We start from the raw sequence: 22,793 nt of genomic DNA, 5'->3' as shown, positions 1-22,793 counted from the left end.
GCGCGCCGGAGCGCTGTTCATGGCTTATCAATTCGACTTCGCTTCCGTGTTCGACTACACGCCGGTGCTCATCAAGGGCATTGGCGTGACGGTCGAGCTGATCGCGTTTGGCGCGGTGGCGGGCGTGGCGCTGGGCATCGCCTGCGCCTGGGCCCGCACGCAGGGGCCGCGCTGGCTGCGCGCGCCGGTCACCGCCTATGTGGAGGTGGTGCGCAACACGCCGTTCCTGATCCAGTTGTTTTTCGTGTTTTTCGGGCTGCCGTCGCTGGGCGTGCAGTTCAGCGAGATGCAGGCGGCCTGCCTGGCGATGGCGCTGAACCTGGGCGCCTACAGCGCGGAGATCATCCGCGCCGGCATCGACGCCACGCCCAAGGGCCAGTACGAGGCCGGCGCCAGCCTGGCGATGACGCGCTTGCAGGTGTTCCGCCATGTCGTGCTGAAACCCGCGTTGGCGCGCATCTGGCCGGCGCTGTCGTCGCAGATCGTGATCGTGATGCTGGGGTCGGCGGTGTGTTCACAGATCGCGGCCGAGGACCTGACGTTCGCGGCCAATTTCATCCAGTCGCGCAACTTCCGCGCGTTCGAGGTGTATTTCGTGACCACCGGCATCTATCTGGTGCTGGCGGTATTGTTGCGCCAGTTGCTGCGCATGACGGGCAGGCGGTTGTTCCGCAAGGCGGCGCGATGATCGAGTTCACCACCTGGGACATTGTCCGCAACCTGCTGCTGGCGGCGCGCTGGACCGTCGTGCTGTCGCTGGTGGCGTTTGCCGGCGGCGCGCTGATGGGCATGCTGGCGCTGATGATGCGGACCTCGCGCGTGGCGCTGCTGCGGCGCGTGAGCTGGGCGTATATCGAACTGTTCCAGGGCACGCCGCTGCTGATGCAGTTGTTCCTGGCGTTCTTCGGCTTGTCGCTGGCCGGGGTCGAGGTGCCGCCGTGGCTGGCCGCGGGCGCGGCGCTGACGCTGTGGTCGGGCGCGTTCCTGGCCGAGATCTGGCGCGGCTGCGTGGAAGCGATTCCGAAAGGCCAGTGGGAAGCCTCGGCCAGCCTGGCGTTGGGCTACGTGCAGCAGATGCGCTACGTGGTGCTGCCGCAGGCGCTGCGCATCGCGGTGGCGCCGACCGTCGGCTTCGCGGTGCAGATCGTCAAGAGCACGGCGCTGACCTCCATCATTGGTTTCACCGAGCTGTCCAAGGCCAGCACGGTGATCACCAACGCCACCTTCAGCCCCTTCACCGTCTATGCCTGCGCCGCGCTGATCTATTTCGCGCTGTGCTGGCCCCTGTCGCGCCTCAGCCTGCTGCTGGAAAGGAAGTTGCATGCCCCTCATCGCCCTTGAAGACGTCCGCAAGAAGTTCGGCGACAACGAAGTCCTGAAAGGGGTGACGTTGCGCGTCGAGCCCGGCGAGGTCATCGCCATCATCGGCAAAAGCGGTTCCGGCAAGAGCACGCTGCTGCGCTGCGTGAACGGGCTGGAACAGATCGACAGCGGCGCCATCATGGTGGCGGACGCGCAACTGGGCGACGACGAGTTGCGGCTGCGCGCGCTGCGGCTGAAGGTGGGCATGATCTTCCAGCAGTTCAACCTGTTCCCGCACCTGACGGTGGGGCGCAACGTGATGCTGTCGCCGATGGTGGCCAAGCGCATGCCGCAGGACCAGGCCGCCGACCTGGCGCGGGCGATGCTGACGCGGGTGGGGCTGGCACATAAGTTCGACGCGTGGCCCGAGGAATTGTCGGGCGGGCAGCAGCAGCGCGTGGCGATCGCGCGCGCCCTGGCGATGCAGCCGCTGGCGCTGCTGTGCGACGAGATCACGTCGGCGTTGGACCCGGAGCTGGTCAACGAGGTGCTGGCGGTGGTGCGCGAGCTGGCCGCCGACGGCATGACGCTGCTGATGGTGACGCACGAGATGCGCTTTGCGCGCGAGGTGTGCGACCGCGTGGTGTTCATGCACCAGGGGCGCGTGCACGAGATCGGGCCGCCGGAGGAATTGTTCACCGCGCCGGCCACGCCGGAGCTGCGGCAGTTCCTGGGGATGACGGACCTGGCCGGATAGGGCGTGGATCCTGGCGGCGGCCATGGCCCGGCCGCCGAGGGTCAAGCGGCTGACAGCCGGCCCAACAAAGCGTCGAAGCGACCCAGCCGCACATGACGCAGTTGTCCGCCAACGACCACCTCGCCATCCGGCAAAATCCACGCGCGCTGGATGCCGCTGTCCAGATCGAGCGCGCCGTGGCGGATGCGCAGGACCTGGCCGGAATCGGGATGCCACAACTGGCCCAGGTCCAGGCTGCGGTGCGGCGCATGCCAGTGGCCCAGTAGCAGCCAGCCTTGCGGCAGGGACTGCAGGATCATGCCGCCGGCGGGCATCTGTTGCGGCGCATGGCGGCTGACGGCAAGGGCGTCCAGGTCCGCGTGGCAAAGCGCATCGTCTTCGAGCCAGGCGATGGCGCCGTTGCCGCGGGCGACGGGATGCGAGAGATCCCCCGATGCCGCGTCGGGATAGCGCAATGCCAGGGGATGCAACTGGCCGTCGCGCCACCGCAGCAGCTGGCCACGGCACAGCACGCAGGCGTGGCCATCGGGCGTCTGGATCACCGCCGAGCGGTCGCTGACGGGGCGGCGTTGCGGCGGCGCGGTGTAAAGCAGTGCCGGCTCGATGGCGACCGCTTCGCCCTGCGCGGCAAAGCCCCGGTACACGAACACCATGCCGCGATCCACCAGCAGCAGGTCGTCGCCCGCGAAGCCCAGGCTGAATTCGGGCGTGCGGCGCTGCGCCTGCGCCGCGCGCGGCGGCAGCGCAAGGCCGGGACGGTTGAGCGGCGCGGCCTCGACCCGGGGCGCGCGCAGTAGATGGGCATAGGGCGTGCTGGCGATGCCGTCTGGGCCTTGCTCGATCCAGGCATGGACGCCGTTGGCGGCAACGGCCGACGCCAGCAGGCCGCGATGCGGCTGGAACTTGCCGCCAACCTCGCGCAGGGCCGGCCAATCATGCAGGTCCACCAGTTGCGGCGCCGCCGTGTCTCGGTTGGCCATGCATGCCCAGCCCGGCGCCAGCGGGACGCACTGCACCATGTCCAGGTAATCGCCAGGCTGCGCCAGCGGACCGGAAGCGGGGCGCGGCAAGGTCGCCGGCGCGCCTTGCGGGGCGCCGTCCTGCCGATGCCGCGTACCTTGTTGGCCCCGAGCCCCGATCTGTGCCAGCGCGTCGCCAGCATCGGCCAGAGGCACGATCAGCAGGTGGATGGCGTCGTCGTCTTCGTCCTGCTCGATCAGCGCCAGCCCCAGCGCTTCCAGTTCCTGGCCCAGCGGCGGCAGGAAGTCGTCGGCGCGGTCATCGCGCAACGCCGCGCGCAGCGCATCGAGCCGCGCGGCGGCCAGGGCCGGGTAGCGCGCCGCATACGCCTGCCGCAACCCGTCCAGCAGTTCCGGCAGCGGCGTCTTCCAATCGAAGGACAACGGCTCCATCGCGATCGGCGCGGCCGCCATCAGCGCGAGAACCCGCGCGCCGAGATCTCCCAGATGTCCTGCACGATGCCGTCGCGATACACCACCAGCCCGTCGTGCAGGTTGAAGGTGGGATCGACGTGCGAGGGCACCAGCAGCAGCGTGTCGCCCAGTGCCGGCGGCTGCGCGCCGGATGCGACGCGCACCACGCCGTGTTCGTCGTTGATGGCGGCGTATTGCAGGCCCTGGGCGCCGTGGATCGCGGGCGGGCCGCATTCGGCGGTGGTGGACTTCAGGCCGGCGTCGAGGATGACGCGATCGGGCGCCGGCGTGCTCATCACGGCGGACAGCACGAACAGGCTGTTCTGGAAGGCCAGCGCGCCGTCCCATTCGTTGGCGCCGTAGTCGCCGTCCATGAAGGCGTAGGAACCGGCCTGCAGTTCGGTGTAGACGCCGCTGGCGGCATCGAACTCGACGCTGCCGGTGCCGCCGCCGGTGATGATGTCGCAGGCGATGCCGCTCTCGCGCAGCAGCAGTTGATACGACGCGGCGATGCGCGCGGCCTGGCGGCAGACGGCGGCGCGTTCGTCCCGGGTGCGCAAGTGCTGCACCGAGCCGTGGTAGGCCTGCAGGCCGACGAAGGTCACGCCCGGCAGGTCGCGCGCCTGCTGCGCCAGCGCCAGCACGGTGGCGTCGTCGGACACGCCGCAGCGGCCCTGGCCCACGTCCACTTCCACCAGCACGTCGATCTCGGCGCCGGCCGCGGCCATGGCCTGCGAGATCCGCGCCAGGTTGGCGGCGTTGTCGACACAGACGCTGAGCTTGGCGGCGCGCGCCAGCTGGGCCAAGAGGCGCAGCTTGGCCGGGCCGACCACTTCGTTGCTGATGTGGATGTCGGTGATGCCGGCGGCCACGAACGGCACGGCCTCGCTGACCTTCTGGCAACAGATGCCGCGCGCGCCCAGCGCCAGCTGGCGGCGCGCGATCTCGGGGCACTTGTGGGCCTTGGCGTGGGGCCGCAGCGCGACCTCGTGGCGGTCGGCCCAGGCCTGCATGGCGCGCAGGTTGGCCTCGAACGCGGCCAGGTCCAGCACCAGGCTGGGCGTGTCGACGCTGGCCAGGGGATCGCCGGCCTGGGCGGGCGGGGGCAGCACAATGCCGCGTATGACTTCTTGGGACATCGAATAGCTCCGTGATCAAACCTGCGGCGTAACCGTGAACCGCCGCCGCGCGCGATGGCCCACGCCGGACCGTTGACGTTTCCGCACTGCGGCAACCCCTGGTAAACGATAGCTTCCAGGCCATTGGCGCAGGGCGGGTGGCGTGCCAGAATTTCAACACAACAATAGGTTACTTCCACTCATAACGGAGAAGCTCGCATGAAACTCAGGAATTGGATCGCCACCCTGGCCATGGCCGCCGCCGCTGTCGGCGCGACCGGGGCCGCGCAAGCCCAGCAGTTCTTCCGTATCGGCACCGGCGGCACCGCCGGCACCTACTACCCCATCGGCGGCATCATCGCCAACGCCGTGTCCCAACCCGGCAAGCTGATCGCCACCGCGGTCGCCTCCAACGGTTCGGTGGCCAACATCAACGGCATCATGGGCGGTTCGTTCGAGGCCGGTTTCACGCAGTCGGACGTGGCGTTCTGGGCCTACAGCGGCACCGGCACCTTCGAAGGCAAGCCCAAGGCGCAGGACCTGCGCCTGATCGCCACGCTGTATCCGGAGAGCATCCACCTGGTGACGCGCAAGGGCGCGGGCATCAAGAGCGTGGCCGACCTGAAGGGCAAGCGCGTGTCGATGGACGAGCCGGGTTCCGGCACGCTGGTGGACGTGCGCCTGATCCTGGGCGCCTATGGCATGACCGACAAGGACGTCAAGGCCGAATACCTCAAGCCCAACCAGGCCGGCGACAAGCTCAAGGACGGCGGCCTGGACGCGTTCTTCTTCGTGGGCGGCGCGCCGGCTGGCGCCATCGCCGAACTGGCGTCCTCCGGCAACATCGAACTGGTGTCGCTGGTCGGCCCGGAAATCGACGCATTGCGCGCCAAGCAGGAATTCTTCACGCCCGACACCATCGCGGCCAACACCTACCAGAACCTGCCCGAGGTCAAGACCATCTCGGTCAACGCGCAGATGGTGACGTCGGCCAAGCTGTCCGAACAGGTGGTGTACGACGTCACCAAGGCGCTGTACAGCGACGCCACTCGCAAGACGCTGGACAACGGCCACGCCAAGGGCAAGCTCATCACCCGCGACAACGCGGTCAAGGGCGCGGGCATCCCGTTCCATCCGGGCGCCGAGAAGTTCTACAAGGAAATCGGCCTGCTGAAGTAAGCACCGACCCCGTCCCTTCCGGGGAAGCGCGGCGCCCATCGCCGCGCCAGCGCAGGGCCGCCTCGGGCGGCCCTGTTCGCGCAATCACCTGAGAAACCTGGCTATGGAAATAGACCACGAGAAAACACAGCAGCTGGCGGAAAAGTACGATTCCGAGATCCGCTTCCGGCCGCTGCACAAGAGCGCCACCTGGATCGTCTCGGGCCTGCTGGTGGCGCTGTCGCTGTTCCACTACTACACGGCCGGCTTCGGCCTCTTGCGCGAAGCCACGCATCGCGGCGTGCACCTGGCCTTCGTGCTGAGCCTGATCTTCCTGGTGTTCGGCTTTTCCAAGTCGCATTACCAGCGCGAGCCGAAGTCCACCTGGTACGCGCCGGGCGGCGTGCCGCTGTATGACTGGATCATCGCCATCGCGCTGGCGCTGTCGGTGCTGTACATCCCCTACATCTTCGAGGACCTGGCGTTCCGCGTCGGCAACCCGCTGCCGATCGACGTGCTGATGGGCTCGATCCTGCTGATCGGGTTGCTGGAGGCCACGCGCCGCGCCATGGGCTGGCCGCTGCCGATCATCGCGCTGGTGTTCATGGCCTATGCCGCCTTCGGGCCGTATTTCCCCGGGCTGCTGCAGCACGCGGGCAATACGTGGTCGCAGATCGTCAACCACATGTACCTGACCAGCCAGGGCGTGTACGGCGTGGCGGTGGGCGTGGTGGCCACCTATGTGTTCCACTTCGTGCTGTTCGGCGTGCTGGCCACGCGCATCGGGCTGGGGCAGCTGTTCCTGGACGTGGCCTCCACCGTCGCCGGCCGCTACGCCGGCGGGCCGGCCAAGGTGTCGGTGTTCGGCTCGGCCATGTTCGGCATGCTGTCGGGGTCGTCGGTGGCCAACGCCGTGACGGTGGGCTCGCTGACCATTCCGGCGATGATCCGCATCGGCTATCCGCGGCATTTCGCGGCGGGGGTGGAGGCGGCCAGCAGCACCGGCGGCCAGATCACGCCGCCGATCATGGGCGCGGCGGCGTTCCTGATGATCGAGTTCCTGGGCATTCCATACCAGCAGATCGCGATCGCCGGCATCTTCCCGGCCTTTCTGTATTTCTTCGGCATGTTCATGCAGGTGCACTTCGAGGCCAAGCGCGAGGGCCTGCGCGGGCTGACGGCCGAGGAAATGCCCAAGCTGAAGCAGTCGTTCAAGATGCGCTGGCCGACGCTGATTCCGCTCATCCTGCTGATCGGCGTGCTGGCCAGCGGCCGCACGCCGTACCTGGCGGCGTTTGCCGGCATCACCGGCTGCATCATCGTGGGCCTGCTCAATCCGTTCCAGCGGCTGCACTGGCGCGATCTGTACGAAGCCTTCGAGACCGGCGCCAAGTACGCGCTGGCGGTGGGCGCGGCGGCCGGCACGGTGGGCATCGTGATCGGCGTGGTGACGCTGACGGGCGTGGGCTTCAAGATCTCGTACATCGTGATCTCGGCGGCGCAATCGATCGCCGGCGTGGCGGGCGCGATCATTCCCGAGACCATCGCCAATGCCCAGTCGCTGACGCTGGTCGCGGCGCTGATCATGACGGGCGTCGTCTGCATCCTGATGGGTTGCGGCATTCCCACCACCGCCAACTACCTGATCATGGTGGCGGTGGCCGCGCCGACGCTGGTGCAGCTGGGGGTGCAGCCGATCGCGGCGCACTTCTTCGTGTTCTATTTCGGCATCCTGGCCGACATTACGCCGCCGGTGGCGCTGGCGGCCTACGCGGCGGCGGGCATGGCGGGCAGCGACCCATTCAAGACCGGCAATACCGCGTTCCGGCTGGGCATCACCAAGCTGATCGTGCCGTTCGTGTTCGTGTTCTCGCCGTCGCTGCTGATCTCGGTGCAGGGCTTCACGTGGTACGACTTCTTCGTGACGCTGTTCGGCTGCATGGTGGGGCTGGTGCTGCTGTCGGCGGCGTTCTCGCGCTACATGCTGGTGGGCATGAAGAGCTGGGAACGCTGGCTGTGCACGCTGGGCGCGCTGCTGACCATCCTGCCGGGGCTGACCAGCGGGCTGATCGGACTGGCCATCTGCATTCCGGTGTTCATCCGCCAGCTGGCGCAGCTCAAGCTGGAGTCGGCGCCGAAGACCGCATGAACCGTGGGGGTATTAAAGAGGGGCGGACCCCAAAAGGGCCGCCCCGCCTGGAAAGCCCCTTATTCTGGCAGTATATGGGCGTCGATTTCGTGACTGTCGCAAGGCGACGACGCCCCGCCACACTCCGCCTTGCGGTCGGTTGCCCGGGCAAATAAATCAGCGTAAAGTAAAATTCATGTTTGCTGGTCTGCCGATATGCGGGCCGACTGTGCAAACAGGCACAAAACTGCGCCATATGTTCGATATCCTGGTTTATCTGTACGAGAATTACTACACGCCGCAAGCCTGTCCCGCCGCTGACGTGCTGGCCAAACGGCTGGCCGCCGCCGGGTTCGAGCACGAGGACATCGACGACGCGCTCGGCTGGCTCTACGGCCTGGCCGAAACCACCGAACGCTGTGTCGATCTCGCCCAGGCGCCCACCACCGGTACCCGGATCTACACCGATAACGAATACCAGCAACTCGGCTCCGAATCCATCGGCTTCATCGCCTTCCTGGAATCGGCCGGCGTGCTGCCCGCGCCCTTGCGCGAGATCGTTATCGACCGGGGCCTGGCGGCGCCGGAATCGCCCGTGCCGCTGTCCAAGATCAAGATCATCGCCCTCATGGTTCTCTGGAGCCAGGAAGCCGAGATCGACAACCTGGTCCTGGAAGAGCTGCTGGACGAAGACGGCACGCGCTTGCTGCACTGACGGCGCCGGCTCCGGCCGACGCCCGTTTCCCCGCGACCCGCGCGCATTGAGCGCGCGGCGCCGTTTCGCCGTAACCCCGCTGCTTTGCTGCTTCATCCCGTGACCTACACCGGCCGCTTCGCCCCCAGCCCCAGCGGCCCGTTGCACGCGGGTTCGCTGGTGGCCGCGCTGGCCAGCTGGCTGGACGCGCGCGCCAACCGCGGCCGCTGGCTGCTGCGCATCGAGGACGTGGACACGCCGCGCACCGTGTCCGGCGCGGCCGAGACCATCATGGGCCAACTGGAGGCCCTGGGCCTGCGCTGGGACGGCGACATCATCTGGCAATCGCAACGCGGCGAGGCCTATCAGGCGGCCTTCGACGCGCTGGCCGCGCGCGGGCTGGTCTATGGCTGCGGCTGCACCCGCCGCGAGATCGCCGATTCGGCGCTGCGCGGCCAGGCGGCGCCGGGCGCGGACGGCGAACGCCCATACCCCGGCACCTGCCGCCACGGCCTGGCGCCGGGGCGCGAGGCGCGCGCCTGGCGCGTGGTCATGCCGGAAGGGGTGGAACGCTTCGAGGACCGCTGGCTCGGGCCGCAGGAGCAGGACGTGGCGCGGGCGGTGGGCGACATCGCCGTGAAGCGCGCGGATGGCCTGTGGGCCTATCAACTGGCGGTGGTGGTGGACGATGGCGCGCAGGGCGTGACCGACGTGGTGCGCGGCGCCGACCTGCTCAGTTCGACCGCGCGCCAGCGCGTGCTGGGCCGGCTGCTGGGTCTGCCGCCGGTGCGCTACCTGCACGTGCCGCTGATCCTGGACCCCGCCAGTGGCCTGAAACTGTCCAAGCAGAATGGCGCCCCCGCCATCGACACGGGCGCGCCGCTGGCGTCGCTGCAAGGCGCCTGGCGGGCATTGGGCTTCGCGCCGCTGGACGCGCCGGACACGGCGGCCTTCCTGCGCGAGGCGACCGCGCGCTGGGCCGCGCGCTTTCCGCTGCCCTGAGCCGGCCTGCCATTCCCATTCCTATAACGGCTGCAAATCCTCGCCCAGCATGCGCACCAACAGGGCCTCGCCATTCTCGGCCACGCGCAGTTCACCGAACTTGGCGACTTCATAGCGCTTGGCCTGGCCCTCGGGGAAGAAATAGGCGTTGGTGACGATGCGCACCTGGTTGTCGCGCACTCGGTAGCGCAGCGGCACTTCGTCGTCGGCATGCGGCGTGGCGTCGGTCTGGATGCGCACGGGCTGGTACACGCCGCGCGAATCGACCGTCAGCATCACGTAGCCATCGGATGCTTCGCCCATGACGGAATCCTCCGTGTCCGGGCGCTCGCCGCCCAGCCGCAGCCGCGTGACCTCGCGCCCGGCGGCGAAGTTGAGCGCCATGTAGTCGCCCTGCATCAGGGAACGCGGGTCGACCGGCGCCAGTTCCAGGATCACCGGCTTGCCGCTGGCCAGCAGCTTTTCGCGCTGCCAGATACTGCCGTTGGCCACCACCAGCACCAGCGCCAGGCCGCCCAGGATCGCCAGGGTGCGCCAGCGCAGGGCCGGCGAGACCGGCGGCAGCGGCGCGCGGCGCGACGGGTCCTGGGTGCGCATCAAGCGCGGCACCAGCCACACCAGCACCCGCAGCACGAACAGCAGCACGGCGCCGCCGCCCAGCCACAGCGCCTTCTGCAACAGCGGCACGTCGAGCTGGTAGTAATAGACGCCCAGATAGGCCAGCAGGCTCAGTACGCCGAACAAGGTCACGCCCAACTGGTTCAGGCCGAAGCCCAGCAGCAGCCAGGCCAGCGCGAAACCGACCCCGGGGCTGGGCAGCCAGAACAGCGCCAGCAACAGCAGGGCGATGGGCACGCCCCAGGTGACGCCGCCCGTCAGCACATGGCGGCGCGGCCACAGCACCGCCATCGCCGCCGCCGCTGGCAGCAACGCGCCCGCGCATACCAGCACGGCGGTCTGCGCGTGCAGTTGCCACATGGCCGGCAGTTGCAGCACCGACAGTCCGCTGGCCAGCCACACCATGCCCTGCACCGACAGCAGGAAGGCCCAGGCCAGCGGTTGCAGCGCATGGCCGCGCTTGCCGCCCCACCGGTGCGCCAGGGTCAGGATCACCGCCGTGGCCCACGCGCCGGTCACCGCGATCGGCAGCCAGACGAAGGCGGCGCGGGCCATGTCGAAGTCCAGCAGGGCGTCCAGCAGATCGTCGCGCAGCAGCTCGGGTGCCAGGACGCGCCAGATCAGGCCGGCGCCGGCCAGGGCGATCAGGCCGCCGCTCAGGAAGCGCAGGATCACGTCCGGCCCCAGCACGTAGACCGCCGTGGCCATCAGCAGCACGAACAGGCAGGCGCTGGCGAACGAGGTCGAACTGGACATGCCGTAGATGATGAGGATCTGGCCGGCAAAGGCCATGGCCGTGCCGCACTGGCGCCAGAACGGGCCGGCGTCGCTGCGCAGCACCGCCACGCCGGCGGCGCACAGCACCAGGCCGGCCACCAGCGCGCCTTCCTCTGAATTGATGATGCCGGAGAAGGCCACGAACGCCAGCAGCAACAGCGTCGACAGCCAGGCGCTCAGCGCGAGGATGCACTGCACGTACCAGGGCGGCTCGGTGTGCGGCACGGCGGGCGGCGCCAGTTGCGCCACGGGTTCGCCGGCCTCGCCGGGATCGACCGCGTTGCCGGCCGAGGCGGCGGCCGGCTCGGCATCGGCCGGGGCCGCGACGGCCGCCTTCGGCCCCGCGGCCAGTCCGCGCAGCCAGCGCGCGGCCCAGACGGCCTCGGCCATCAGCAGCGCCGCCAGCGGCAGGGCCGCCCAGATGCCGGGTTCCAGCCGCAGCAGCCATTCGCCTACTATCCGCAGCGACACGCAGATGACGCCGGCCACCAGCATCGCCAGGATGACCAGGTCGCGGCGGCCGCGCTGGTAATAGAAACCCAGGCCCAGCGTCACCGCGATCCAGGCCAGGCTGTTGATGGAGCCCAGGCCGCGCGACATGGCGTCGCCGATCACCAGCACCGTCACCATCGGGCCGAACACCAGCGCCGTCACCAGCGGGCTGATCACCAGCGCCGCCAGGACCCGCGGTCCGACCAAGGTGCTGGCGCGCCAGCGGCGCGCCGCCAGTTCCCAGCCCAGCAGCAACAGCAGGTTCCAGGCGGCCACGATCAGGCTGGCGACCTGGGGGCCGCCGAAGATCAGCCACCAGGTGAAGGCGCGCTCGCCCAGCCACAGGACCAGGGCGACGTTGGTCACCAGCGCCCACAGCAGCCAGACGGCCTGGCTGGCCGCCACCAATGCCCACGGCAGCAGCAGGACCGCCCACCAGGCGAACAATTCCCAGGTATCGGCGCCAGTCTGGTAAGTTTGGCCTAATAACGCGAGCAGGGCGCCGAGCAGGATGCCGGCCAGGGCCAGCAGCGCGCCGGGAATGCTGCGGCGCACGCCAGGGGTGGCGCGCAGGCGCAAACCGGTCCAGGCGGCCGCCAGCGCGGTCAGGGCCAGCAGGCCCTGCGTGCCGGCGAAACGCTGGATTTTTGTCATGTCCTGCCAGTTCGCCGCGACCCAGCAGATGGCGGCGCTGCCGAGCAGCAGGACCCCCAGCCAGAGGGTGCTGCGCGCCAGGAATTGACGCCATGCGTGAAGTTCCGATCCCACTTGCCGTTCAATGCCGACTTGCATCTCGCGAAACTCCGATCTTATTATCCGCGCTACTACGGCGGGACTGCCGCCACTGGATACACATGAATAAAACGCTGATTATTGCCGAGAAGCCCTCGGTGGCCCTTGATATATCACGCGCCTTGGGAGGCTTTGCGCGCGAGGGCGACTATTTTGAAAGCGAACGTTACGTACTGGCGTCCAGCATCGGGCATTTGCTTAGCTTGGTCGCGCCCAACGATCCGGTCAAGGGGAAATGGAGCTTCACGCACCTGCCCGTAATTCCGCCTGAATTCGAGCTGGGGCCGACCGACAAGAAATCCGCCGAGCGCCTCAAGCTGCTGGTGCGCCTGGCCAAGCGCAAGGACGTCGATGCCATCATCAACGCCTGTGACGCGGGGCGCGAGGGCGAACTGATCTTCCGCTACATCATTCAGTATGCGGGCGTGAAAAAGCCGATCCAGCGCCTGTGGCTGCAATCCATGACCCAGGCCGCCATCCGCGAGGCCTTCGCCAACCTGCGCGACGACAGCCAGCTCAAGCCGCTGGAGGCCGCCGCCCGCTCGCGCGCCGAGGCCGACTGGCTGGTGGGCATCAACGGCACCCGCGCCATGACCGCCTTCAACAGCAAGGACGGCGGCTTCTTCAAGACGCCGGTGGGCCGGGTGCAGACCCCCACGCTGGCCATCGTGGCCGAGCGCGAGGAACGCATCCGCCGCTTCGTGCCGCGCGACTACTGGGAAGTGCGCGCCACGTTCGTGGCCGCCGCCGGCCTGTACGAAGGCCGCTGGATCGACCCGGACTTCAAGAAGGACGAGCGCGACCCCGAGAAGCGCGAATCGCGCCTGTGGTCGCAGGCCGCCGCCCAGAGCGTGGTGGCCGCCTGCCGCGACCAGCCGGGCAGCGTGACCGAGGAATCCAAGCCGTCGACCCAGATGTCGCCGGCCCTGTACGACCTGACCTCGCTGCAGCGCGAGGCCAACGGCCGCTTCGGCTTCTCGGCCAAGACCACCCTGGCCCTGGCCCAGACCCTGTACGAACGCCACAAGGCGCTGACCTATCCGCGTACCGATTCGCGCTACCTACCCGAGGACTACATCGGCACGGTGCAGGAAACCATGCGCGCGCTGGCCAAGGGCAGCTCGAACGCCGTCGGCGGGCTGTCGCGCCATGCCGAGACCGTGGTCAGCCAGCACTGGGTCAAGCCGAACCGCCGCATCTTCGACAACAAGAAGGTATCGGACCACTTTGCCATCATCCCGACGCTGCAGATCCCGCATGACCTGAGCGAGGCCGAGGCCAAGCTCTACGACCTGGTGCTCAAGCGCTTCCTGGCCGTGTTCTTCCCGGCCGCCGAATACCGCGTCACCACCCGCATGACCGAGGTGCAGGGGCATCGCTTCCGCACCGACGGCAAGGTGCTGGTCAATCCGGGCTGGCTGGCCGTGTACGGCAAGGAGGCCCAGGGCGAGGACGCCAACCTGGTGCCGGTGGGCGACGGCGAGACCGTCCGCACCGAGGACGTCGAAGCCGTGGGCCTGACCACCAAGCCGCCGGCGCGCTTTAACGAAGGCACGCTGCTGTCGGCCATGGAAGGCGCCGGCAAGCTGGTGGACGACGAGGAACTGCGCGAGGCCATGTCCGAGCGTGGCCTGGGCACGCCGGCCACGCGCGCGGCCATCATCGAAGGCCTGCTCAACGAGGTCTACCTGCGCCGCGAGGGCCGCGACCTGGTGCCGACCGCCAAGGCGCGCCAGCTGATGACGCTGCTGTCGGGCCTGGACGTGTCGGAACTGACCTCGCCCGAGCTGACCGGCGAATGGGAACACAAGCTCAAGCAGATCGAGCAGGGCGCGCTGGACCGCCAGGCCTTCATGCGCGAGATCGCCCAGATGACGCAGGTGATCGTCAAGCGCGCCAAGGAATACGAGCGCGACACGGTGCCCGGCGACTACGCCACGCTGCAGACGCCGTGCCCCAAGTGCGGCGGGGTGGTCAAGGAAAACTACCGCCGCTACGCCTGCACCAACTGCGACTTCTCGATCGGCAAGCATCCGGGCGGCCGCACCTTCGAGCTGCCGGAAGTCGAGGAACTGCTGGCCAAGCGCGAGATCGGTCCGCTGCAGGGCTTCATCAGCAAGATGGGCCGGCCGTTCGCCGCCATCCTGCGCATCAGCGACGAGTACAAGCTGGAATTCGACTTCGGCCAGAACGACGAGGACGACAACGAGGCGGTGGACTTCTCCGGCCACACGCCGGTGGGGACCTGCCCCAAGTGCCAGTCGCGCGTGTTCGAGCACGGCATGAGCTACGTCTGCGAAAAGTCGGTGGGCCCTGAAAAGAGCTGCGACTTCCGCTCGGGCAAGGTCATCCTGCAGCAGGAAATCTCGCGCGAGCAGATGGAAAAGCTGCTGACCGACGGCCGCACCGACCTGCTCGACGGCTTCGTGTCCAGCCGCACCAACCGCAAGTTCAAGGCTTTCCTGGTGCGCCAGCCCGACGGCAAGATCGGCTTCGAGTTCGAACCGCGTCCGGAGAAACCCGGCCGCGGCCGCGCCCCGGCCAAGAGCGCCGGCGCCGCCACCAAGACGGCGGCGAAGAAGGCGCCGGCCAAGAAGGCCGCGGTGAAGAAGACCGCCACCAAGACGGCGACCAAGACCGCCGCCAAGAAAGCCGTGAAGAAGGCCGCGCCCAAGAAGACCGCGGCATAAGCCGCCACGGTCTACACTTGCGTGGCACGACGAGAACGCCCGGGCAACCGGGCGTTTTCCATTGTTGGACGGCAGGCGCCGCTGCGGTATTGTTGACGCCAAACAACCACACCCGATCGAGACCGAGGAAGACATGAGCACGAGCCCCCACTTCACCACCCGCCGCCGCGTGCTGGCCGCTACCGGGGCGCTGGCCGGCGTCACCCTGATCGGCGGCCGTGTCGCCTTCGCGCAGCCCAAGCTGGGCCGCGTGGTCTACGGGCAGGGCAGCATCGACCCGTTCTTCGCGGCCGGCTACGTGGCGCTCAAGAAGGGCTATTTCGGCGAAGCGGGGCTGGAGGTCGAGTACCTGAATTCGCAGAGCGGCCCGCGCACCAACCAGTTGCTGGCGGCCGGCCAGATCGCCTTCGGCGCCACCGCGGCCACCGCCGCGCCGGCCCTGACGCTGGCCGGCAAGCCGGCCACGCTGGTGTTCGGCTTCGACCGCAAGCTGACCTACGCCAACGTCATCGTGCGGCGCGAGGATTTCGACAGCGGCAAGATCAAGTCGCTCAAGGACCTGGCCGGTAAGCGCGTGGGCGCGACCCAGCCGCAGTCCAGCACCTGGCTGATGGCGCTGTACCTGATGCAGAAGGCCGGCGTGGCCGACAAGGTCGACATCCGCCCCCTGGGCGACCTGGCCACCATGCTGGGCGCGCTCAAGACCGGCTCGGTGGCCGCCAGCATGGCCACCATGTCGATGATGGAGCAGGCCCGGCAGGAAGGCTGGGGCGTACCGATCTTCGACGCCACCACCGAGGCCTCGTGGAACGAATTCATGGGCGGCGACGTGCCGGGCATCGCCGCGTTGACGCTGCAGGACACCATCCAGAAGCGGCCGGAGACCGTGCAGGCCTTCGTCACCGGCCTGGTGAAGGCACAGGACTTCATCACCGCCCACAGCGCCGCCGAGATCGCCGACGTGATCTACGACGATTACCTGAACGCCTTCCCGCGCGCCGCCATCGAGAAGACGCTGGGCGTGTACAAGGAAACCGTGTTCCTGAAGGACAACCTCATCACCCAGGACGCCTACGATCGCATGACCGCCATCATGGGCGACGGCCGCCAGTTCTCGAACGACGAGATCAAGACGGTGCCCTACGCCAAGTGCGTCGACATGAGCTTCGTGCGCAAAGCGCGAGGCCTGTGATGATCACGCTGGACCGGGTGGGCAAGGCCTACCAGACGCGCCAGGGCACCACCCACGCGGTGGGCGAGGTCAGCCTGGAGATCGCGGCGGGCGAGTTCGTGTCGATCGTCGGCCCCTCGGGCTGCGGCAAGAGCACGCTGCTGAACATGATCGCCGGCTTCCTGCCGCCCACCACCGGCCGCATCGTGGTGGACGGACGGGGGGTCGACGGCCAGGTGCCGCCGGCGCTGGGCTACATCTTCCAGAAGGACACGCTGCTGCCCTGGTTCAGCGTCAGGAAGAACGTGGCGCTGGGCCTGAAGTTCCAGGGCGTGCCGGCCGCGCGCATCGCCAGCCGGGTGGCCGAGCTGCTGGAGCTGGGCCACCTGACGGCCTTTGCCGACGCCTTTCCGCACCAGCTCTCGGGCGGCATGCGGCGGCGCGTGGCGCTGCTGATGAGCCTGGCGGTGGAGCCGCGCATCCTGTTGCTGGACGAGCCGTTCGGTGCGCTGGACACGCACACCAAGACCCACCTGCACCGCGAGCTGATGGAGATCTGGCGCAAGCTGGGCCAGACCGTGGTGCTGGTCACGCACGACCTGGACGAGGCCATCCTGCTGTCGGACCGGGTGGTGGTGCTGTCCGGGCCGCCCAGCCGCGTGCTGCTGGACGAGCGCATCGCCATCCCGCATCCGCGCGACGTCTTCACCCTGCGCGAGACGCCGCAGTTCGTCACCCACGTGCAAAGCCTCTGGAGCGTGCTGGGCCAGCAGTTCCGCGCCGCCGCCTGATGCCATCATGACCGCTCCCGAATTGACCGATACCCTGCAGGACCAGCTGCGGCTGGACCGCCGCGCCAGCACCTTGCGGCGCGTGCGCATCACCTTGTGGCAGGTACTGATCCTGGCCCTCATCCTCGGCTCCTGGGAAACGCTGACGCGCATCCCGTGGTTCACCCAGAACACGCTGTTCGATCCGTTCTTCATCAGCCAGCCGTCGCGCGTGGCGGTGCGGCTGTGGGAATGGCTGCAGCCCGGGCCGCGCTCGGTCTGGCCGCACCTGTGGCTGACGCTGCAGGCCACGTTGGTCGGGCTGGTGGTAGGCGTGGGCAGCGGCTTCCTGGTGGGCATGACGCTCAGCCGCAGCCGCTTCCTGGCGGACGTGTTCAACCCGTTCATCGTGGCCTTCAACTCGATGCCGCGCATCGCCTTCGTGCCGCTCATCACCATGTTCTTCGGGCTGGGGCTGGCGTCCAAGGTGGTGACGTCATGGTTCGTGGTGTTCTTCCTGGTGTTCTTCAACACCTACAAGGGCGGGCGCAGCGTCGAGCGCGAACTGGTGGACTTCTGCCGCACGCTGGGCGGATCGCCGCGCCAGATCCTGTGGCGCGTGCGCATCCCGACCGCCGCCGCCTGGACCTTCGCCGCGCTGCCCAACGCCATCAGCTTCGCGCTGATCGGCGTGGTGCTGGCCGAGTTCGTCGGCTCCACCACCGGCATGGGCTACCTGATGATCACCGCGCTGGCTACACTGAACGCCACCGACATGTTCGCGGCGGTCACGCTGCTGTCCATCGTCGGCATCGCGCTGGTGTACTGCGTGACCTGGCTGGAACGGCGGCTGCTGCACTGGGCGCCCGAATTCCGCGAATGAACCGAGCCGCAACCATGACGACTTCCTTGCCCTATCTGCGCAACTTCGACCTGAGCGGCCAGGTCGCGCTGGTGACCGGCTCGGCCCGCGGGCTGGGCTTCTGTATCGCCCGCGCGCTGGCCGGCAGCGGCGCGCGCGTGCTGATCAACGGCCGCAACGAGCAGGCCGCGGAAAGCACCGCCGCCGCGTTGCGCGGCGACGGCCTGGACGCGCACGCGCTGGCCTTCGACGTCAGCGACGATGCCGCCATGTCGCGGGCGTTCGCGCGCATCGACACCGAACATGGCCGCCTGGACATCCTGGTGAACAACGTCGGCGCGCGCAACCGCAAGACGCTGGCCGACACCAGCGCCGCCGAGATCCGCGAGCTGATCGACACCGACCTGGTGGCAGGCATCCTGCTGGCCAAGCATGCCGCCGAACGCATGGCGCGCCAGGGCGGCGGCCGCCTGATCGCCATCACCTCCGTGGTGGGCGAGCTGGCGCGCGCCGGCGACGCCATCTATCCGGCCGCCAAGCAGGGCTTGACCGGCATGGTGCGGGCGCTGGCGGCGGAGTTCGGCGGGCGCGGCATCACCAGCAACGCCATCGCGCCGGGCACCTTTGCCACCGAGACCAATGCGCAGATGGTGGCCGACCCCGCCGTCGGCCCGCGCATCGCGGCGCGCAACCCGACCGGGCGCTGGGGCGAACCGGAGGAGATCGCCGGCGCGGCGGTGTTCCTGGCGTCGAAGGCGGCGTCGTACGTGAACGGACACGTGCTGGTGGTGGACGGCGGCCTGTCGATCCAGTTCTGACGGCGCGCTGGCCGTGCGGCAAAAACGAAGGGGCCCGCAAAGGGCCCCTGCATCATTCCGGCGGTCCCGGAAGGGATGTGCGCCTGCCCGGCAATCGCCGCCGGCTCAGGTCGTCTCGTCCTGGTACCAGACGCCTTCGGCCAGCATCATCTTGTGGTGGCCATGGCCGGCCGGCATCATGGGAAAGCAGTTCTCCTGCGCCGTCACCGCCACGTCGAGGAAGTAGGGGCCGTCGTGCGCCAGGCATTCGGCCAGCGCCGCGTCCAGTTGCGCCGGGTCCTCGACCCGCGCCGCGCCCCAGCCAAAGGCCCGCGCCAGCGCCACGAAATCGGGCAGCGAGGCGTTGTAGCTGTGGCTGTAGCGGCCGCCGTGGATCAGTTCCTGCCACTGGCGCACCATGCCCATGTAGCCGTTGTTGCACAGCACGACCTTGACCGGCGCCTGGTGCTGCATGGCGGTGGACAGTTCCTGGATGTTCATCAGCACCGAGGCGTCGCCGCTGACGCACACCACGGTCTTGTCCGGATGCGCGACCTGCGCGCCGATGGCGGCCGGCACGCCGTAGCCCATGGTGCCGGCGCCGCCGGACGTCAGCCAGCGGTACGGCTGGTCGAAGCGCAGGTACTGCGCGGCCCACATCTGGTGCTGGCCCACGTCGGTCGAGACGATGGCGTCGCGCCCGGCCAGCGCCGCGTTCAGGCGCGACATCAGGTGCTGCGGCAGGATGGCGTCGGCCGCCGGGGTGTAGCCCAGGCAGTCCTGCGCGCGCCAGGCCTGCACCCGCGCCCACCACGGCGCCAGCCGCGCCGGGTCCAGCGGCTCGGTCAGCTCGGCCTGCAGGGCGCGCACCAGCGGCAGGCAGTCGCCCACCAGGGCCACGTCCACCCGCACCACCTTGTTGATGGAAGCGGGGTCGATGTCGATGTGGATCTTGCGCGCATGCGGGCAGAACTCGGACAGCTTGCCGGTGATGCGGTCGTCGAAGCGGGCGCCGATGCAGACCACCAGGTCGGCGTTGTGCATGGCCAGGTTGGCCTCGACGGTGCCGTGCATGCCCAGCATGCCGACGAATTGCGGGTCGGAGGCGGGGAACGCCCCCAGGCCCATCAGCGTCAGGGTGCAGGGCGCGCCGCTGGCGCGCACCAGCTCGGTGAAGGCGGCGCAGGCCTCGGGGCCGGCGTTCACCAGCCCGCCGCCGCCGTAGAAGATGGGGCGCTTGGCCTGGGCGATCAGCGCGGCGGCGCGGCGCACCGCCGATTGCGGCAGCTTGGGCGCCAGCTTGCCCGACTGGCGCCGCGCGCGCAGCGCCGCCAGCTTCTGCTGCGACGGGGTGTAGTCGTCGCCGTCCGCGTCGCGCGGCACGGCCAGCTGCACGTCCTTGGGGAAGTCCAGCAGCACCGGGCCGGGCCGGCCCTGGCGCGTCAGTTCGAAGGCGCGGGCGGTGACGGCGGCGACGTCGTCCACCGAGCGCACCTGGGTGTTCCACTTGGTCACGGAGCGCGAAATGCCGATAGCGTCGCATTCCTGGAAGGCGTCGGTGCCGATGGCGCTGGTGGCGACCTGGCCGCTGATGCACAGCACCGGGATCGAGTCGCACATGGCGTCCAGCAGGCCCGAGGTGGTGTTGGCCATGCCCGGGCCGGAGGTCACGAACACCACGCCGGTGCGGCCGGTGGTGCGGGCGTAGCCCTCGGCGGCATGCACCGCGGCCTGCTCGTGGCGCACCAGCACGTGGCGCAGGCGCGGCTCGGCATAGAGCGCGTCGTACAGCGGCAGCACGGCGCCGCCGGGATAGCCGAACACGGTGTCCACGCCGTGCGCAATCAGCGTTTCCAGCAGAATCCTGGCCCCATTGGCGGGGGGAGTTTCAGGGGCGGCAAGCGCGGCGGCGACGGAGGGGTGCAGGCGATCGTTCATGCTATCCATCTTATTGGGAATCCGGGAGAATATTTATCTTCTTTTCCACGCATTGCCGGCAAACGCAGTAAATTTATCTTTGGATCGGAGGAATCAAAGAAAATGAACCTGGACAAGTTTGACTTGGCGATTTTGCGCGTGCTGCAAGAGAACGCCCGCGCCAGCCTCAACGACATCGGCGCGGCGGTCGGCCTGTCGTCCACGCCCTGCTGGAACCGGATCAAGCGCATGGAGGCGGCCGGCGTGATCCGTGGCTACACGGTCGACATCGACCCGGCCAGCCTGGGCTTCATGGACACGGTCATCGTCCACGTCACGCTGGAGAGCCACAGCGAAGAAACGCTGTATGAATTCGGGCGGGCGCTGGCGCAGATCCCGGAAGTACTGGAAGCCTTCCTGGTGTCGGGCGACTACGACTACTACATCCGCATCGCCGTGCGCGACACCCGCGACTACGAGCGGCTGCTGCGCGAGCAGCTGTACCGCATCCCCGGCATCCGCCACAGCAAATCCTGCTTCGTCCTGCGCCGCCTGAAGGAGACCATGCTGCCGCTGAACGGGCCGACGACCTGAACGGGCGCGGCCGGGCGGCGCCGTGGCGATGTCAGCGCAGCACGAAGTCCACCGGCTGCGGCGCCTCGGGCAACGGCCGCACGCCCAGCCCGTCGAGCAGGTCGATTTCGATTACCCGCGCCAGCGCCGACAGCGGCAGGTCGTTTTCCTCCAGGCCGAACGGGTCTTCCAGCTCGTCGCCCAGCGCGTCCAGCCCGAAGAAGGTATAGGCGATGATGGTGACCGCCACCGGCATCAGGTATTCCAGCGTGCCCACCAGCCCGAACGGCAGCAGCAGGCAGAACAGCCAGGCCGTGCGATGCAGCAGCAGCGAATAGGCAAACGGCGTCGGCGTGTACTTGATGCGCTCACAGGCCGCCTGGATCGCCGCGCACTGCGCGACGCGCTGGGTCAGCGCCTGATAGAGAATATCGGTCAGCTCCCCGCGCCGCAGGCAGGCCGCCAGGTCGCGGTTGACCGCCAGCAGCAGCGCATCCGGCACGTTGCGATTGCCCGCCAGCGTATCCAGTTCCTCCGGCTGCACCCAGGGCCGCACGGCCGCCAGCACATCCTGGTCGCGCAGCCGCGCCGCCAGCGCGTAACCGAAGCCGATGCAACGCCGCACCAGCCTTTCCTGCACCGGATTGGCGGTACTGGCCGCCAGCAGCACCGCGCTCTCGCGCGCCAGGCTGCGGGCCTGCACGATCAGGTCGCCCCATTGCTTGCGCGCTTCCCACCAGCGGTCGTAGCAGACGTTGTTGCGAAACCCCATGAACACCGACAGCGCCAGCCCGAACAGCGAGAACGGCACCGCCGACAGGTGCGTGGGCGAGAACCATTGGCGGTGGTACATCCACACCACCACGCACGACAGCAGCGTAATGACCAGGATGCGGCTGAAGATGCGGGGAATGATCGAACCGCGCAAAACAAAGAACAAACCCAGCGCGGAAGGACGCGGACGGACAATCATGGTGCAGGTACGCAAGAAACGAGGCGGCGCCCACTATACGCCTGTCATCGTGTCACAAGCGCGCCGATATAATTCTGTTTCGTCTCACCGCCACACTGCCGCCACTCAATGACCTCCGAAGACACCCCCATCAAGCCCTGGTACGTCGTGCGCCGCTCCAAGCTGCACGGCAACGGCGTCTTCGCCGCCCGCAAGATCCCCGCGGGCACCCGCATCATCGAGTACGGCGGCGCCCGCATCAGCGCCAAGGAAGCCGACCGTCGCCACCCCACCAACCCCGACGATCCCTTCCACACCTTCTTCTTCGCCCTCAGCTCCGGCCGCGTCATCGACGGCGGCGACCAGGGCAACGACGCCCGCTGGATCAACCACTCCTGTGAGCCCAACTGCGAGGCCCAGGAAGGCAAGCACGGCAAGCGCGTCTACATCGTCGCGCTGCGAGACATCCCGCGCGGCACGGAACTCTCCTACGACTACGGCCTGGTCCTGGACGGCCGCATCACCAAGGCCCTGAAGGAAGGCTACAAGTGCCTCTGCGGCACCCCGCCGTGCCGTGGCACCATGCTGGCGCTGCCCGAAAAGAAGAAGAAAAAGAAAAAGGCCGAAGCGCCCGCGCAAACGGAAACCACAAAGTAAGCAAGCGGCAAGGGCGCCAACAGCGCAGCCACAACGGCCGCGCTCGCCCAACACCCGGCCGCCAGCCACGCCAGCCCGGCACCGCCCCGCCGCAAGACACCCAAACGCCAAAGAAGGCCGCCCGCGCGGCCGC

The 22,793-nt window shown here is 68.5% G+C and carries 19 protein-coding genes; 14 read left to right on the top strand and 5 right to left on the bottom strand.

Annotated features, from left to right (window positions below; all coding sequences use genetic code 11):
• The first annotated feature begins 19 nt into the window (after window positions 1-19).
• From DK459_RS25900 to DK459_RS25890, 3 genes are read left to right on the top strand one after another with little or no spacing between them, the layout of a single operon-like run.
• On the top strand, window positions 20-688 hold the full coding sequence (locus DK459_RS25900) for an amino acid ABC transporter permease (protein ID WP_006389456.1): 669 nt from the start codon (window positions 20-22) through the stop codon (window positions 686-688).
• Window positions 685-1,341, top strand: coding sequence for an amino acid ABC transporter permease (locus tag DK459_RS25895; RefSeq protein ID WP_024067353.1), 657 nt, complete (start codon window positions 685-687; stop codon window positions 1,339-1,341). Before DK459_RS25900 ends, DK459_RS25895 begins: the two co-directional genes overlap by 4 nt.
• Window positions 1,322-2,059 (top strand): amino acid ABC transporter ATP-binding protein, encoded by a 738-nt coding sequence (locus DK459_RS25890; protein ID WP_006389458.1) that lies wholly within the window; start codon window positions 1,322-1,324, stop codon window positions 2,057-2,059. Before DK459_RS25895 ends, DK459_RS25890 begins: the two co-directional genes overlap by 20 nt.
• 41 nt (window positions 2,060-2,100) lie before the next feature.
• Here the strand turns inward: DK459_RS25890 and DK459_RS25885 are convergent, their stop codons facing one another.
• Both DK459_RS25885 and DK459_RS25880 read right to left on the bottom strand, forming a co-directional pair.
• Window positions 2,101-3,471 (bottom strand): hypothetical protein, encoded by a 1,371-nt coding sequence (locus DK459_RS25885; RefSeq protein ID WP_233256882.1) that lies wholly within the window; start codon window positions 3,469-3,471, stop codon window positions 2,101-2,103.
• 20 nt (window positions 3,472-3,491) lie between these two features.
• Window positions 3,492-4,631, bottom strand: coding sequence for a DSD1 family PLP-dependent enzyme (locus tag DK459_RS25880; RefSeq protein ID WP_110135148.1), 1,140 nt, complete (start codon window positions 4,629-4,631; stop codon window positions 3,492-3,494).
• Window positions 4,632-4,829: 198 nt separating this feature from the next.
• Between DK459_RS25880 and DK459_RS25875 the strand changes: the two genes are divergently transcribed.
• The 4 genes from DK459_RS25875 to gluQRS all read left to right on the top strand — a co-directional run bounded on the left by DK459_RS25875 (window position 4,830) and on the right by gluQRS (window position 9,592).
• Complete coding sequence (locus DK459_RS25875; protein WP_006389462.1) at window positions 4,830-5,789, top strand: TAXI family TRAP transporter solute-binding subunit; 960 nt, start codon at window positions 4,830-4,832, stop codon at window positions 5,787-5,789.
• Window positions 5,790-5,892: 103 nt separating this feature from the next.
• Window positions 5,893-7,917, top strand: coding sequence for a TRAP transporter permease (locus DK459_RS25870; protein WP_024067350.1), 2,025 nt, complete (start codon window positions 5,893-5,895; stop codon window positions 7,915-7,917).
• A 235-nt stretch (window positions 7,918-8,152) separates the two neighbouring features.
• Window positions 8,153-8,611, top strand: coding sequence for a DUF494 family protein (locus DK459_RS25865; protein WP_006389464.1), 459 nt, complete (start codon window positions 8,153-8,155; stop codon window positions 8,609-8,611).
• Between the two features lie 99 nt (window positions 8,612-8,710).
• Window positions 8,711-9,592: a tRNA glutamyl-Q(34) synthetase GluQRS gene (gene gluQRS, locus DK459_RS25860; RefSeq protein ID WP_110135275.1), complete on the top strand. Its 882-nt coding sequence runs from the start codon at window positions 8,711-8,713 to the stop codon at window positions 9,590-9,592.
• A 21-nt stretch (window positions 9,593-9,613) separates the two neighbouring features.
• Here gluQRS and DK459_RS25855 read toward each other — a convergent pair whose 3' ends face one another.
• Window positions 9,614-12,271: a GDYXXLXY domain-containing protein gene (locus DK459_RS25855; protein WP_110135147.1), complete on the bottom strand. Its 2,658-nt coding sequence runs from the start codon at window positions 12,269-12,271 to the stop codon at window positions 9,614-9,616.
• Between the two features lie 62 nt (window positions 12,272-12,333).
• Between DK459_RS25855 and DK459_RS25850 the strand changes: the two genes are divergently transcribed.
• The 5 genes from DK459_RS25850 to DK459_RS25830 all read left to right on the top strand — a co-directional run bounded on the left by DK459_RS25850 (window position 12,334) and on the right by DK459_RS25830 (window position 18,582).
• On the top strand, window positions 12,334-14,961 hold the full coding sequence (locus DK459_RS25850; protein WP_110135146.1) for a DNA topoisomerase III: 2,628 nt from the start codon (window positions 12,334-12,336) through the stop codon (window positions 14,959-14,961).
• Window positions 14,962-15,094: 133 nt separating this feature from the next.
• Window positions 15,095-16,153 (top strand): ABC transporter substrate-binding protein, encoded by a 1,059-nt coding sequence (locus DK459_RS25845; protein WP_076408173.1) that lies wholly within the window; start codon window positions 15,095-15,097, stop codon window positions 16,151-16,153.
• Window positions 16,153-16,923: an ABC transporter ATP-binding protein gene (locus DK459_RS25840; RefSeq protein ID WP_006389470.1), complete on the top strand. Its 771-nt coding sequence runs from the start codon at window positions 16,153-16,155 to the stop codon at window positions 16,921-16,923. Before DK459_RS25845 ends, DK459_RS25840 begins: the two co-directional genes overlap by 1 nt.
• Before the next feature lie 7 nt (window positions 16,924-16,930).
• Window positions 16,931-17,785 carry an ABC transporter permease gene (locus tag DK459_RS25835; protein ID WP_024067343.1) on the top strand — a complete coding sequence of 285 codons (855 nt, stop codon included), beginning with the start codon at window positions 16,931-16,933 and terminating at the stop codon, window positions 17,783-17,785.
• Window positions 17,786-17,799: 14 nt separating this feature from the next.
• The gene (locus DK459_RS25830; RefSeq protein WP_082455302.1) at window positions 17,800-18,582 is read left to right on the top strand and encodes an SDR family oxidoreductase; all 783 of its coding nucleotides are present in this window, start codon (window positions 17,800-17,802) and stop codon (window positions 18,580-18,582) included.
• A 105-nt stretch (window positions 18,583-18,687) separates the two neighbouring features.
• Here DK459_RS25830 and ilvB read toward each other — a convergent pair whose 3' ends face one another.
• A complete protein-coding gene (gene ilvB / locus DK459_RS25825) occupies window positions 18,688-20,508 on the bottom strand; it encodes a biosynthetic-type acetolactate synthase large subunit (protein ID WP_102949835.1) in 1,821 nt (606 codons plus the stop codon).
• Window positions 20,509-20,601: 93 nt separating this feature from the next.
• On the opposite strand from ilvB, the gene DK459_RS25820 reads away from it, so the two are divergent.
• Window positions 20,602-21,072: an Lrp/AsnC family transcriptional regulator gene (locus DK459_RS25820; RefSeq protein ID WP_006389474.1), complete on the top strand. Its 471-nt coding sequence runs from the start codon at window positions 20,602-20,604 to the stop codon at window positions 21,070-21,072.
• Window positions 21,073-21,103: 31 nt separating this feature from the next.
• Here the strand turns inward: DK459_RS25820 and DK459_RS25815 are convergent, their stop codons facing one another.
• Window positions 21,104-22,024 carry a bestrophin family protein gene (locus DK459_RS25815; protein ID WP_006389475.1) on the bottom strand — a complete coding sequence of 307 codons (921 nt, stop codon included), beginning with the start codon at window positions 22,022-22,024 and terminating at the stop codon, window positions 21,104-21,106.
• Window positions 22,025-22,132: 108 nt separating this feature from the next.
• Between DK459_RS25815 and DK459_RS25810 the strand changes: the two genes are divergently transcribed.
• The gene (locus tag DK459_RS25810; protein WP_110135145.1) at window positions 22,133-22,660 is read left to right on the top strand and encodes an SET domain-containing protein; all 528 of its coding nucleotides are present in this window, start codon (window positions 22,133-22,135) and stop codon (window positions 22,658-22,660) included.
• Window positions 22,661-22,793 lie beyond the last annotated feature (133 nt).

The sequence above is a fragment of the Achromobacter sp. RW408 genome (assembly GCF_003184165.1).
Classification (GTDB): Bacteria; Pseudomonadota; Gammaproteobacteria; order Burkholderiales; family Burkholderiaceae_B; genus Achromobacter; species Achromobacter xylosoxidans.
Note: the sequence above shows the minus strand (reverse complement) of the source record. Positions and strands in the feature narration are given on the sequence as shown.